Here is a 14,130-nt window from a genome sequence, read left to right on the forward strand (position 1 = left end):
GCCTGCGCCCGCTCGGCCGGCGCAATGAAAAACGCCACGGCGCAAAACCGTGGCGTCCTTTCCCTGCGATGACTGACAAGCCGGCTTACAGCACCTCAATGATGCCTGCCGCGCCCATGCCGGTGCCGATGCACATCGTCACCATGCCGTGGCCCTTCAAACCGGCGTCGCGCATGCCATGCACCAGCGTTGCGGTGCGGATCGCGCCGGTGGCGCCCAGCGGGTGGCCCAGGGCGATCGCGCCGCCATGCGGGTTCACCTTGGACGTATCCAGGTTCAGATCGCGAATCACTGCCAGCGCCTGCGCGGCGAAGGCTTCGTTCAGCTCGATCCACTTCAGGTCGTCCTGCTTCAGGCCCGCCTGGGCCAGCGCGGCCGGGATGGCTTCCTTCGGACCGATGCCCATGATCTCCGGCGGCACGCCCTTGACCGAGAAGGTCACGTAGCGGGCCAGCGGCACCAGATTGAACTCCTTCAGCACGCGCTCGGACACCAGAATCACTGCGCCGGCACCGTCGGACATCTGCGAGGAGTTGCCGGCGGTGACCGAGCCCTTGGCGTCGAACACGGTCTTCAGCTTGGCCAGGCCTTCCAGCGTGGTTTCGCGGCGCGGGCCTTCGTCGGTGTCCAGCACGCGGGTCTTGCTCACCACTTCGCCGGTTTCCAGATTCGGCGTGCGGTAGGTCACTTCCAGCGGAGTGATCTCGTTCTTGAACTTGCCGCCATCGATCGCGGCCAGCGCGCGGCGGTGGGACTCCACCGCGAACGCATCCTGGTCTTCGCGCGACACGCCCCATTGCTGCGCCACTTTCTCAGCGGTCAGGCCCATGCCGTAGGCGATGCCGTAGTTCTCGTCCTTGGCGAAGATTTCCGGGTTCAGCGACACCTTGTTGCCCATCATCGGCACCAGCGACATCGATTCGGAACCGGCCGCGATCACCACGTCGGCTTCGCCCAGGCGGATGCGGTCGGCCGCCATCTGCACGGCGTTGATGCCGGACGAGCAGTAGCGGTTTATGGTGATGCCGCCCACGGTGTTGGGCAGCCCGGCCAACAGCACGCCGATACGCGCCATGTTCAGGCCCTGCTCCGCTTCCGGGAAGGCGCAACCGACCACGCAGTCGGAAATCAGTTTCGGGTCCAGATTCGGCACCTGCGCCAGCGCGCCGGTGATCACGTGCGCCAGCATGTCGTCCGGACGCACATTGCGCATCATGCCGCGCGGCGCCTTGCCCACCGGGGTGCGGGTGGCGGCGACGATGTAAGCTTCTTGTACTTGCTTAACCATTCTTTTGCTCCTTCGCGACCGGCGGCTAGGTCTCATGCCTGCCGCCAGCCTTTGCATTCTTGGATTTTCGAACCGTTCACAAGCGCCTTGAGGCAAGGCGCGCCGACGAAGACAGTACATCTGGTACGGCGAGTCGGCGCAACGCAGCATCAGGCGTCTTGTGGGCGGCTCGTATTAGTTGCGCAGCGGCTTGCCGGTGGTCAGCATGTTGGCGATGCGGTCCTGGGTCTTGGAGTTCTTCAGCAGGGTCATGAAGGCCTTGCGCTCCAGTTCCAGAATCCATTGCTCGTTGACCAGGGTGCCGGCCTCCAAGTCGCCGCCGGTCATCACGTCGGCGATCTGCGAGGCGATGAAGAAGTCGTGCTGGCTGATGAAATTGCCTTCCAGCATGTTCACCAGCTGGCCCTTGATCGACGCCGCGCCGGAACGGCCGGCAACCGGGAAGCCCTTCACCTTCAGCGGCGGACGGTAGCCGGATTCAGCCAGCGCCAACGCCTGCTTCTTGGCGACGTACAGCAGCTCGTAAGCGTTGAACACCACCGGATCGCCCTTGCGGAAGAAGCCCAGCTCCTGCGCCTCGATGCCGCTGGTGGCGACCTTGGCGGTGGCGATATTCATGAAGTAGTCCTTCAACGCGGCCAGCAGATCGCCCTTGGACTCCTGCGAGGCGCGCAGCGCGAACTCCTTGCAGCCGCCGCCGCCCGGCAGCAGGCCGACGCCCACTTCCACCAGGCCGACATAGGATTCCAGCGCGGCCACGGTCTTGTCGCAGTGCATCGCGAACTCGCAGCCGCCGCCGAACACATAGCCCTGGGTCGCGGCCACGGTCGGAACTTGGCTGTAGCGCAGGCGCAGCGCGGTGGACTGGAAGCGGCCGATCATGGCGTCGATCGCGTCCCAGTCGCCCATCATGAAGGCCGGCATCATCGACTGCAGGTCAGCGCCGACCGAGAAAGGCTCTTCGGTCTGCCAGATGACCAAGCCCTTGAAGCGGTCTTCGGCGATGTCCAGCGCGGTGTTCAGGCCATCCAGCACGGCCGGGCCGATGGCGTGGGCCTTGGATTTGAACGACACCACCAGCACCTCGTCGCCGGTGGTGAAGGCGCGCACGCCCTCGTTCTCGAACACGGTCTCGCCCAGCAGCTCCGCCTTCTCGCCCAACACCTTGGCCGGAGCCAGCTGGCGCTGGTACACGTCCAGCGTGGAGCGGCCCACCAGCTTCTTGTCGGCGGCATTGTAGGAGCCGTCGGCGAAATGCACGCCGGCGCGGTCGCCTTCCAGCACCCAGGCCGGCAGCTCGGCATTGGCGAGGGTCTTGCCGGCCACGATGTCTTCCTTCAGCCATTTGGCCACTTGCTGCCAGCCGGCGGATTGCCAGGTCTCGAACGGACCGGCGGACCAGCCGAAGCCCCAGCGAATGGCGAAGTCCACGTCGCGGGCACAGTTGGCGATATCGCCCAGGTGGAAGGAAATATAGTGGAACACGTCGCGGAAGCAGGCCCACAGGAATTGCGCCTGCGGATGCTCGCTCTCGCGCAGCTTCTGGAATTTCTCGGCCGGGTTGGCGATCTTCAGGATGTCTTTGACCGCGTCGTCGCCCTTCTCGCCGGAGCCGACATACTCGCCTTTGGCCGGGTCCAGCACCAGCATGCGCTTGCCGTCTTTTTTGTAGATGCCGGCGCGGGTCTTGGCGCCCAGCGCGCCGTTCGCGATCAACTGCTGCATCCAGTCAGGCGTGGCGAACAGGCTGTGCCACGGGTCTTGCGGCAGCGTGTCCTGCATGGTCTTCACCACGTGGGCGAAGGTATCCAGGCCCACCACGTCGGCGGTGCGGAAGGTAGCCGACTTCGGGCGGCCCAGGCGCGGGCCGGTCAGGTCGTCCACCACGTCGAAGCGGATGCCGTACTTGGCGGCATTGGCGATGGTGGCCAGCATCGAGAACACGCCGATGCGGTTGGCGACGAAGTTCGGGGTGTCTTTCGCGCGCACCACGCCCTTGCCCAGCGTGGACACCAGGAAGCGTTCCAGATTGTCCAGAATGTGGGCGTCGGAAGTCACGCAGGGGATGATTTCAACCAGGTGCATGTAGCGCGGCGGGTTGAAGAAGTGCACGCCGCAGAAACGCGGGCGCACCGAATCCGGGCAGCCTTCGGCCAGCTTGTTGATCGACAGGCCGGAAGTGTTGGTGGCGAAGATGGTGTGCTCGCCCAAATGCGGCGCCACCTTGTGGTACAGGTCCACCTTCCAGTCCATGCGCTCGGCGATGGCTTCGATCACCAGATCGCAGTCCTTCAGCAGATGCAGGTGGTCGTCGTAATTGGCGGGCTGGATGTGAGCGACCACATCGCTGCCGGCCAGCGGAGAGGGTTTCAGCTTCTTCAGACCGTCGATGGCCTTCAGCGCGATGCCGTTCTTGTCGCCTTCCTTAGCCGGCAGGTCGAACAGGATGGTCGGTACCTTGGCGTTCACCAGGTGGGCGGCGATCTGCGCCCCCATCACGCCAGCGCCGAGCACGGCAACCTTGCGTACATTGAATTTGGTTTGAGACATGGTTTCCTCGTTTTGTTGAAACACACATGAGACAGGCCCCTCTCAACCTGTCCTGCTTGCTTCAAGGACGGGCGTTGAAATCGTCCTTGCCCATTGCCCTGCGCCGGCAGGGGCTGACGCGGCGCGGGCGGGTACTGCTTGATAGAAACGACCGGGGATAATCGCTATTGTTCCGGTCTGGGCCGCAATCGGCGCTTGTCGAACGCGAACGGCAGCCATATCGCGAGCATAGATAAAATATCAAACACTCGCTTTTATGCTGGATTAGTCTAACCCATTTTGGGCAAAATCAAAGCAGGTTTTTCAAAAAAAACGCATGCGGCGCTGGCGCGAGCGCAACAACGCCGCCAGGCCGCTCAAAGCAAGCGGGGCGAACGCTTGCGCGCCCGCCCCGAACCGGTTTTACGACGGCGCGATGCCGCTTAGAAACGGTAGTTGTATTGCACGCCGATCAGTTGCAGATAAGTCTTGTAGCTGCCTTTGACCGTGCCGCCGTTGCCGGTGCACAGGGAGCCGTCAGCCTTTTGGCCTCCCGGGTTGCAGGAGTCAGTATAGTTGACGTTGGCGTTCTTGAAGTCGATGAAGCTGTAGGCCAGATCGATCGAGCTCTGCTTGTTGATCTTGTAATTGGCGCCGAACGACAGCCAGATGCGGTCGCTGTCCGGAATCGCCGGGTGGCGCTGGTCGTCCGACTGCAGCGGCGCCTGCTCCCAGGCCACGCCACCGCGCAGCATCCAGGCATCGTTCAGCTGGTAGTTGGAGCCGAACGACACGCGCCAAGTATCCTTCCAGTTCTGGTGCAGCACCAGATCGCCTTGGGCGGTCCCATTCACAGTGGACTGCTTGATATCGATCTGCTGCATGCGCGAGTTGCGCACCCAGGTCACATCGCCCATCAACGCCACCTTCGGGTTCAACTGATGGAAAAAGTTGGCGGACGCGGTTTCCGGAGTCGTAACATCAACCGAGGCAGAAGCATCTGGATGCTTCGACTTTGCAGCTGCTGCAGCCGACAACGGAATGCCGAACGGAACCATGCTGCCGGTCACATTATTAAAGGTCCAAGTTGAACTGCCAGTCAGCGTCTGTTTGATGCTGGAGCGGTAGGCCAAACCGAACCGGGTGTTCTCGTCCAACTGGAACATATAGCCAACATTCCAACCGAATCCCCAGTCATTGCCCTCGACATGCGCCAGACCATCCCCACTCACACCTGCGGCTTTCAGCAGGCCAACAGCTGTCGCGATGTTGCCAGGAGTCACACCGCCAGGCAGACCCTTTGCAACGCCCAATGCCAAGCCAGACGTCGCATCCGCCATCTGCTCCAGCGTCGCATCCATATACTGGGCGGACACGCCGAAACCGAAAGAGTGGCGATCATCCAGCTTGAACGAGATCGACGGATTGATGTTCAGCGACTGCAGGTTGATGCTCTTCAACGCGTAGCGACCGGCCCAGTCGAAGCCATAGTCCAGCTTGGCGCCGTAAGGCACATACATGCCGATGCCGGCGGTGATCTTGTCGTTGATTTTGTGCGACAGGTAGAAGGTCGGCGCGGCCACGGCCTTGGGGGCGAACGTGCCGCCATTGCCGCCGCCGGTGGGCTGGCCCAATACGTTTTTGGAACCGTTATCGGTATATTCGGAGTGCGGAACCACCAGGGTGCCGCCGATGACGAGCTGGGTGCCGTCCAGCCGGGACAGGCCGGCCGGATTGGTGAAGATGGTGGAAGGATCGTTGGCCTCTGCTCCGTTGGCGTGGGCGGTGCCCTGGCCGGAGACGCTCTGCGAGCCGAACTGATAACCCGAGGCCGCAGCCTGAGTCGATGCCAGGCCGAGCGCGGTGCCCATGATCATCACGGACAGGCTGAGATGCTTGAGCTTCATGCTTCCCTCTCTTTTGTAGCTTAGATATTTTTCATTAGCGATGACTCGGTCATTGACCTCATCATCGTCGATGCTACCAGAGAATTAGAGCAATCCAACCAGATATCAGAGCTTTTGTTCCAAACGTACGTTTAATGCAACATTTCCACAACAATTTGTTTCCGCCACCACATTTAGGCTAGGAATCGCCCAGCAATCTGGACTTGCCGTCGGGATCGACGGCGACAAAAGTGGCGATCACCTCGGTGATGCGGATATGCGAGCCGTCCATGCGTTCGGCCTCCACCGAGATCTTCAGCGTGATGGACTTCTGGCCAATGCGCAGGCGCTCCACGTACAGATCCACCACATCGCCCAACAGGATGGGAGCGGCGAACTGGAAGGCGTTGACGGCCACCGTCGTCACCGGGCCACGGGACAAGCGCTCGGCGTCCAGGCTGCCCGCCATGTCGATCTGGCTCATCAGCCAGCCCGCCTGGACCCGGCCATAGGCATTGGTGCTGGTGGGCAAGGCGCGCACCCGCAATACCGGCGTCCGGTGTTCCTGCTGTTCCATCCCCTACCCCCTTGAAAGCGAAGCGCTGAGAAAAACGGCCGCAACAAACGCGGCCGCTTTGCTCAACGCCGGATGCGTGCGGCATCCGGCGCATGTTAGCACGTTGCCGGATTTAGAAAATCAGGCGCTGCAGCAATTGCTCGTCATGCTGATCCAGCTTCTTGTCGAAGTCGTCCACCATGATCACGTCGCGCTTCAGCTTGCGGGCGCGGGTGACCGCGTCGAACTCTTCCTGGTTGATCAGGCCGGTCTGCAGCGCTTCCGCCAGACGCTCGCGCGCGGTAATGGTCTTGAACTTGCCGTCGCGCGCCAGCTTGCGCAGCTTCTGCTCCACCGGCTCGGTGGCCAGGATGGCGTGCAGCGCGTGGTCCAGCACGCCCACCGGATCGGCCTCGGACTTCGGCACATACATGCCGTGGGTCAGACGGTCGCGGGTGGCGCCCGGCTCCATCATCGCGCGGGCCACCTTGGTGCCCACGCGGTCGGAGGCCGGCTTCAGGGTCAGGCCCCACGGGAAGATCACGCGGCGCAGGACCCAGGCCAGACCGCGGCTGGGCAGGTTGGCCAGGAAGCCATCCATCGCCACCTGGACATCGTACAGCGCGTTCTCCACCGCCCAGCTCATCACCGCGATGTCTTCCTTCGGCGCGCCTTCGCGCTCGAAGCGCTTCAAGCAGGCCGTGGCGATATACAGGCCGGACAGCATGTCGCCCAGACGGGCCGACAGCTTCTCGCGGAACTTCAGCGAGCCGCCCAAGCTGAACATCGCCATGTCGGACAGCAGCGCGAAGGCGCTGGACAGCCGGGTGACGCGCTTGTAGTACGCCGCGGCGACGCCGCCCTTCGGGCTCTTCGCGAAGCGGGCGCAGGTCAGACCCAGCCACAGCGAACGGACGAAGTTGCTGATCACGAAGTTGATGTGGCCGGTGATCGCCTTGTCGAACTCGGCGCCGTCATTGGCCATTGCCGACTTCATCTCGCGCAGCACGAAGGGATGGCAACGGATCGCGCCCTGGCCGTAGATGATCATCGAACGGGTCAGGATGTTGGCGCCTTCCACGGTGATGCCGATCGGAACCGCCTGATAGCCGCGCGCCAGGTAGTTGCGCGGCCCCAGCACCACGGTCTTGCCGCCATGCACATCCATCGCGTCGCTCAGCGTTTTGCGCATGCGCTCGGTGTTGTGGTACTTCAGGATGGCCGACAGCACCGACGGCTTTTCGCCATTGTCGAGCGCGGTCAGCGCCAGGTCCTGCGAGGCCTCCATCTGGTAGGTGAAGCCGCCGATGCGGGCCATCGCCTCGTCCACGCCCTCGAACTTGCCGATGGGCAGGCCGAACTGGTCGCGGATGCGGGCATAGGCGCCGGTGGTCCAAGTGGTCAACTTGCCGCAGGCGACAGACATCGCCGGCAGCGAGATGCAGCGGCCGACCGACAGGCACTCCACCAGCATGCGCCAGCCCTGGCCGGCGTAATCGCGGCCGCCGATGATCCAGTCCAGCGGAATGAATACATCCTTGCCCCAGGTTGGGCCGTTCATGAAGGCGGAGCCGCCCGGGAAGTGGCGGCGGCCGATCTCGACGCCCTCGTGCTCGGTCGGCACCAGCGCGCAGGTGATGCCGATGTCTTCCTTGTCGCCCAGCAGATGCTCCGGGTCGTACATCTTGAACGCCAGGCCCAGGATGGTGGCGACCGGCGCCAGCGTGATCCAGCGCTTTTCCCAGCTGACGCGCACGCCCAGCACGTTCTCGAAACGCTCGCCGGTGCGCGGGTGAGTGTAGGAGCCGCGGCAGACCACGCCGTAATCCGGAATGGCGCCGGCGTCGGAGCCGGCGTACGGGCTGGTCAGCGCGAAGCACGGCACTTCCACGCCCTTGGCCAGACGCGGCAGGTAGTAGTCTTTCTGCGCCTCGGTGCCGTAGTGCTGCAGCAACTCGCCCGGCCCCAGCGAGTTGGGCACCATCACCGTCACCGCGGCGGTGCCGCCGCGGGTGGCGATCTTGGTCACGACTTTAGCGTGGGCGTAGTTGGAGAATTCCAGGCCGCCGTATTTCTTTTTGACGATCATGCCCAGAAAGCCATGATCCTTGATGAACTGCCACACTTCCGGCGGCAGATCCTTCAGCTCATGGGTGATCTTCCAGTCGTCGATCATGCCGCACAGCTGCTCGGTCGGGCCGTCGATGAAGGCCTGCTCTTCCGGCGTCAGCTTCGGATCCGGAAAGGACAGCAGGCGGCTGTAATCCGGCTTGCCGGAGAACAGGTCGCGATCCCACCAGACGGTGCCGGCGTTGATCGCCTCCTGCTCGGTCTGCGACATCGCCGGCGTGATTCTCTTGAACACGCCGAACACCGGGCCCGTGAAAACGGCGCGGCGCAACGGCACGATGTTGAGCACCGCGGCGACCACGGCGAACACCGCCCAAGCGGCGCCAGGCACCGGACAGTTGAATACGAACTGGAGCGCGGCGAGCCAGGCGGCGACACCAACGGTCCAGACCAGCACCGGCGCGGCGAAATACGCCAGCGCGCCGAGCAGCACGACCAGAAGAACGGCAGCAATCATTGTGTTTACCCTCGTGTTGACCCCTCAGTTCCGCAAGCGCCGCCGTGATCTTGTAATGGGCTGGCGATGCGGAATCAGCCTTCGATGGGCGCGACCAGACCGGCAATCACAAAAGGCACCAGATACTTGACGATCATGTCCGGATCCCGGGCGGTAACGATCTGGCTGCGCGTGAAGATTTTCAGCACATCGTTGCCGGCGAAGGCGTTGAACATGACGCTGAAGGCGAGGTGCATCCGCCAGGCGAGCTGCTCCGGCTCCAGGTGCGGCAGCGCCCGTTGAAAGGCGCTGGTATAGCGTTGCACGAACACGCTGTACTGTTGCGAGATGGTCTCGCGCAGCAGGCGGTGGTTCTCCACCAGGGTTCGCGACAACAGGCGCACGAACATGGCGCCGCCGCGCGACGGATCCTTGGACAGAGCCAGACAGGGCCGTATGAAAGACAGCACCAGCTGCTCCAGCGGCAAGTCTCCTTCCCGCGCCTCCAGCGTATCCAGTTCCGCCAGGCACCCTTCCAGCAAGGGCGCCAGCCTGCGCAGAAACACGGATTCGAACAACGCATCCTTGGAGCCGAAGTGATAATTCACCGCGGCCAGATTCACCTCGGCCTGCTGGGTGATCATGCGCAGCGAAGTCGCCTCGAAGCCGTGCTCCACGAACAGACGTTCCGCGACGTCCAGGATGCGGGTAGCGGTATCGGGACGGTTGCCCTCCATGATCTCCAGAGCCTTTGTTGTGTTTTGTGATTTGGTCTTGCTCATCTCAGCTTTCGAACAAGCGTTTCAAACTTACGTTTTAACTTGATCGATGTCAAGGCATCTCCCTCTTGCCTCGCCATCCACCGCTCAGGGCACACAAAAAACGGCAGTCCGTATTTTAGACTGCCGTTTGAATGAAACACGCGTTAAAAGCGCTTAGTCAAGGCCTCGCAACAGATCTTGTTGAAGGTCCCGCACATTTTCCAGGCCGACGCTGACGCGCAACAGTCCCTCGACGATGCCGGCGCGCTCCCGCGCCTCCGGCGTCACGCGCGCGTGCGTGGTGCTGGAGGGATGGGTGATGGTGGTCTTCACATCGCCCAGGTTGGCGGTGCGGGAAATCACCTGAACGGCGTCCACCACCCGCCATGCGGCCTCTCTGCCGCCCTTGACCACGAAGGACACCACCGCGCCGCCGCTCTTCTGCTGGCGCAGCGCCAGTTCGTGCTGGGGGTGGCTCTCCAGTCCCGGATAGTAGACGCGCTCGACATTGGGCTGCGCCTCCAGCCAGCGCGCCAGCTCCAGCGCGTTGGCGCTGTGCTTCTCCATCCGCAGATGCAGCGTTTCCATGCCGGACAGCAGCGTCCAGGCGTTGAACGGCGCCAGCGACGGGCCCGCCGCGCGCACGTGCAGATAGATCTGCTCGATCAGCTTGTCGCTACCCACCACCGCGCCGCCCATCACCCTGCCATGGCCATCCAGGAACTTGGTGGCGGAGTGCATGACCAGATCGGCGCCCAGCTTCAGCGGCTGCTGCAAAGCCGGCGAACAGAAGCTGTTGTCCACCACCAGCAGCGCGCCGTGCGCGTGGGCGATATCGGCGATGGCCGCGATGTCCGCCACTTCGGTCAAGGGATTGGACGGCGTTTCCAGGAACAGCAGCTTGGTATTGGGCTGCAGCGCCTCACGCCAGAGCGACAGATCGCGCGCGTCGACGAAGGTGGTCGCCACGCCGAACTTGGACAGCTGGTTGGCGAACAGATTGGTGGTGGAGCCGAACAGGCTTTGCGACGACACGATGTGGTCGCCAGCCTGCAGCATCGTCATCATGATGGCCTGGATCGCCGCCATGCCGGTGGCGGTGGCGATGGCGCGCTCCCCCTCCTCCATCTCCGCCAGCCGCTGCTGGAACGCGGCCACCGTAGGATTGGTGAACCGGGTGTAGGTGTAGCCGTCGATCTCGCCGAGGAACATCGCGGCGGCCTGGGCGGCGGATTCGTAGGTGAAGCTGGAGGTAAGGTACAAGCCCTGGCTGTGCTCGTTGAACTGGCTGACCTCGCGGCCGGCGCGGATGGCCAGGGTCTCGGGATGCAGCGGAAGATGCGGCGCGTCGGATGCCATGATGATTCTCTCTTTCTTTCTTGTCCGCCCTCTCGGCGGACCGCATTCCGACATCTTGCCTGAAAACGACGAGTTTACTAAATGCCATCAAGCCATATACAACACGGCTCCGCGCTATTTGCCTAGCCCAGCTCCTCCGGCAGCTGCAGTTGGCGCTTGGTCTGCAGCAGCAGGTCCAGCGACAGGTAGCCGCCATCCTCCTGCAAGGCGATCAACTCGTCCCGGTGCGCGCCGGCCAGCCTGGCCACCAGTTCTTCGCCCTTGGGCTGCAGATGCACCTCCACGCAGCGCCGGTCCTCGCGCCCCGGCTGGCGCCGCACCAATTGCTGTCCCTCGCAGCGGCTGACCAGCCCCACCACGCTGTGATGATGGGACTGCAGCCGTTCCGCCAGCTCCGCCACCGTGGCCCAGCTGCGCCCCGGATAGCCTTTCAGCTGCAGCAGCAGCAGATACTGCAACGGCGTGATGCCGCTATCCTGGGCCAGATCCTCGCTGAACCGCAGAAAACGGCGCAGCCGGTAACGGAAATCAGCCAGGCGTTCGAAATCTTCCTTGCTCAAGCTCATGCCATGACTTCAATGACAGTGGATCATGCGCGGCAGTCTAGCGCACCCCGGCCGCCGATGGCGATCCTGCTCACGCCTCCGCCTTTTCAGCCTGGCGCTCGCGGTAGCGCTGCTGCAAAAAGGCCTTCAGCGCCATCACCGGGCTATGCTCGTCCGGCTCGCCACTGTGCAGCAGCGCCAGCTCGCCCTGCTCCATCGCTTTCAGCAAGGGCAGCCAGCGCGGGGGATTGTTGCCCATGTCGGCCCAATAGATGTCGCAAAAGGTCGCCCAACGCAGCGGCTGGAGACGCATCCAGGCCACCAGTTCGTCGGTCGGCATCACCCGGGGCAGCCAATGCCCGGCGGCCAGCGCGGAGCGCGGCAGCCCTCGCGGCCACTTGCTGTCCACCAGGAACGCGCCGGCCGGCGGATTCCGGCACCCCTCCACTCTTTCCAAACGTATTTCGATTCCCATGATTGTTACCTCCTGTCTTGCTTTCGCATGCGCAACCCGCTCCTCCGGCCCTAGCCGCCTACTTTAGCTTTTAATTAAAATATCGCAATACGATATATATTGGCAAAAAATTTTGCTCTGCGGAGCGGCCGATCTCACGCATCGGCCGCTCCGCCATCGGCTACATCGCCGCGCGGAAGATCGAGCAGACATCCTGATGGCTGCCCTTGCGCGGATTGGTCAGCCCGCAGGCATCCTTCAGCGCATTGTCCGCCAGCGTCGGGATATCCGCCTCCTTGACGCCCAGCGCGGCCAAGCCCGCCGGGATGCCGACATCCGCGGCCAGGCGCTTGATCGCGGCGATGGCCGCCTCGGCGCTGCGGGCCTTCTCGCCCAGCGCGATGGCCACATCGCCCAGCCGCTCGCCGGCGACGGCGGCGTTGAAAACCTGGACATGCGGCAACAAGACTGCATTGCAGACGCCGTGCGGCAGATCGTAGAAGCCGCCCAGCTGATGCGCCATCGCGTGCACATAGCCCAGGGAAGCATTGTTGAAGGCCATGCCGGCCAGGAATTGCGCGTAAGCCATCTGCTCTCGCGCCTCCATGTCCTTGCCATCCTTCACCGCGCGACGCAGGAAGCCGGCGATCAGCTCCACCGCCTTCAAGGCGCAGGCGTCGGTGATGGGGGTGGCGATGGTGGAGACATAGGCCTCCACCGCGTGGGTCAGCGCGTCCATGCCGGTGGCGGCGGTCAGCGAAGCCGGCATGCCGGCCATGGTTTCCGGATCGTTGACCGACAAGATGGGGGTGGTGTGCTTGTCGACGATGGCCATCTTGATGTGGCGCGACTCGTCGGTGATGATGCAGAAGCGGGTCATTTCGGACGCCGTGCCGGCGGTGGTGTTGATCGCCACCAGCGGCAGCTGCGGCTTGGCCGACTTGTCCACGCCTTCGTAGTCCTGGATCTTGCCGCCATTCACCGCCACCAGCGCGATGCCCTTGGCGCAATCATGCGGCGAGCCGCCGCCCAGCGACACCACCACGTCGCACTGTTTTTCACGCAGCAGCGCGAGGCCGGCGTTGACATTGGCGCAGCTGGGATTGGGATGGACGCCGTCGAAGATCACCGGCTCGATGTCGGCCTTGCCCAGCATGTCGGCCACCTTGGCGGCCAGTCCGGCCTTGACCAGGCCCTGGTCGGTGACGATCAGCGCGCGGCGGAAGCCGTGGCCGCGCATCGCGTCGACGGCCTGTCGCAGACAGCCCGCGCCCATCAGGTTCAGCGAGGGGATGAAGAAAGCGCTTGTGCTCATGTCCGTCTCCAGTCGGTGGATTGCCATTGAACACAGTCTGCCGCCTTCTCCTCCCGTCAACTTTGCCTCAAGTCAATAAATGCCGGCCCGGCGGCACGCGGATGGAATGCCGATCAACGCAGCATCGCGGCGTTGTCGCGCAGCCACTGGCTGGCCAGCTCGCCGAAGCCGTCCCACATGATCTGCACGCCCAGGCACAGCAGGATGAAGGCGGAAAGGCGCAGGAACACCACCGAGCCGGTCTGGCCCAGGTAGCGCAATAGCTTGTCGGCGTTGGCGTAGCACAGGTAGACCAGCGTGCTGCACACCAGCACCGCGGTGAGCCCCGCCACCGGGCTGACCACGAAGCGCACCAGGCCCTTGCCGCTGCCGGTCAGCGTGGCGCCGATGGTGATGGCCACCGACACCGAGCCCGGCCCCACCGTCAGCGGGAAGGTCAGCGGATAGAAGGCGCGCTGCTTGAGCTCGGCCTGGCTGTCCACCCTGGCCTGCTCAGTGGACGGCTGGCTGGATTCCGCCGGCGTATCGTTCAGCATGCGCCAGGCGGCGAAGGTGATCAGCAAGCCGCCGGACATCTGCACCACCGGCAGCGACACGCCGAAGAAGGACAACACATAGCCGCCGACGAACATGCTGCCGATCAACAGCAGCGCGCAATAGACGGCGATGCGCCGCGCCAGGTAGCGCCGCTGCTGCGGCGTGTTGCGCGCCGTCATCGAGATGAAGATGGGCACCAGGCCGGGCGGGTTCATGATGGGCAGCAGCGCCGCCATCACGAACAGAAACTTGGTAATGAAGGTGGACAGCAACTGCATACGGCACCCCGCCAGGAAGGTTTAAAATGTTGTCAGGATAGCGGATGAAACCATAA

At 63.5% G+C, this 14,130-nt stretch carries 11 protein-coding genes; all 11 read right to left on the reverse strand.

Annotation, left to right across the window (positions count from 1 at the left end; all coding sequences use genetic code 11):
- Positions 1 to 85: 85 nt before the first annotated feature.
- The 11 genes from ACY3GB_RS03685 to ACY3GB_RS03735 all read right to left on the reverse strand — a co-directional run bounded on the left by ACY3GB_RS03685 (position 86) and on the right by ACY3GB_RS03735 (position 14,074).
- Positions 86 to 1,288, reverse strand: coding sequence for an acetyl-CoA C-acyltransferase (locus ACY3GB_RS03685; protein WP_463087546.1), 1,203 nt, complete (start codon positions 1,286 to 1,288; stop codon positions 86 to 88).
- A 174-nt stretch (positions 1,289 to 1,462) separates the two neighbouring features.
- Positions 1,463 to 3,838, reverse strand: coding sequence for a 3-hydroxyacyl-CoA dehydrogenase/enoyl-CoA hydratase family protein (locus ACY3GB_RS03690; RefSeq protein ID WP_463087547.1), 2,376 nt, complete (start codon positions 3,836 to 3,838; stop codon positions 1,463 to 1,465).
- Positions 3,839 to 4,260: 422 nt separating this feature from the next.
- Entirely contained in the window at positions 4,261 to 5,724 is a 1,464-nt protein-coding gene (locus tag ACY3GB_RS03695; protein WP_463087548.1) for an OmpP1/FadL family transporter, read from the reverse strand.
- Between the two features lie 178 nt (positions 5,725 to 5,902).
- Positions 5,903 to 6,280 (reverse strand): acyl-CoA thioesterase, encoded by a 378-nt coding sequence (locus ACY3GB_RS03700; protein ID WP_021476037.1) that lies wholly within the window; start codon positions 6,278 to 6,280, stop codon positions 5,903 to 5,905.
- A 112-nt stretch (positions 6,281 to 6,392) separates the two neighbouring features.
- The gene (locus ACY3GB_RS03705; protein ID WP_463087549.1) at positions 6,393 to 8,846 is read right to left on the reverse strand and encodes an acyl-CoA dehydrogenase; all 2,454 of its coding nucleotides are present in this window, start codon (positions 8,844 to 8,846) and stop codon (positions 6,393 to 6,395) included.
- Positions 8,847 to 8,920: 74 nt separating this feature from the next.
- Complete coding sequence (locus tag ACY3GB_RS03710; RefSeq protein WP_046157005.1) at positions 8,921 to 9,562, reverse strand: TetR/AcrR family transcriptional regulator; 642 nt, start codon at positions 9,560 to 9,562, stop codon at positions 8,921 to 8,923.
- Between the two features lie 198 nt (positions 9,563 to 9,760).
- A complete protein-coding gene (locus ACY3GB_RS03715; RefSeq protein WP_463087550.1) occupies positions 9,761 to 10,945 on the reverse strand; it encodes an O-succinylhomoserine sulfhydrylase in 1,185 nt (394 codons plus the stop codon).
- 122 nt (positions 10,946 to 11,067) lie between these two features.
- The gene (locus ACY3GB_RS03720) at positions 11,068 to 11,511 is read right to left on the reverse strand and encodes a MarR family transcriptional regulator (RefSeq protein WP_021476033.1); all 444 of its coding nucleotides are present in this window, start codon (positions 11,509 to 11,511) and stop codon (positions 11,068 to 11,070) included.
- A gap of 70 nt (positions 11,512 to 11,581) precedes the next feature.
- Positions 11,582 to 11,965: a DUF488 domain-containing protein gene (locus tag ACY3GB_RS03725; protein WP_463087551.1), complete on the reverse strand. Its 384-nt coding sequence runs from the start codon at positions 11,963 to 11,965 to the stop codon at positions 11,582 to 11,584.
- Positions 11,966 to 12,125: 160 nt separating this feature from the next.
- Positions 12,126 to 13,259, reverse strand: a complete 1,134-nt coding sequence (yiaY, locus tag ACY3GB_RS03730) for an L-threonine dehydrogenase (RefSeq protein WP_463087552.1) — start codon at positions 13,257 to 13,259, stop codon at positions 12,126 to 12,128.
- A 113-nt stretch (positions 13,260 to 13,372) separates the two neighbouring features.
- Positions 13,373 to 14,074 carry a MarC family protein gene (locus ACY3GB_RS03735; RefSeq protein ID WP_463087553.1) on the reverse strand — a complete coding sequence of 234 codons (702 nt, stop codon included), beginning with the start codon at positions 14,072 to 14,074 and terminating at the stop codon, positions 13,373 to 13,375.
- Between the last annotated feature and the right edge of the window lie 56 nt (positions 14,075 to 14,130).

Source organism: Chromobacterium sp. Ag138, assembly GCF_055181315.1.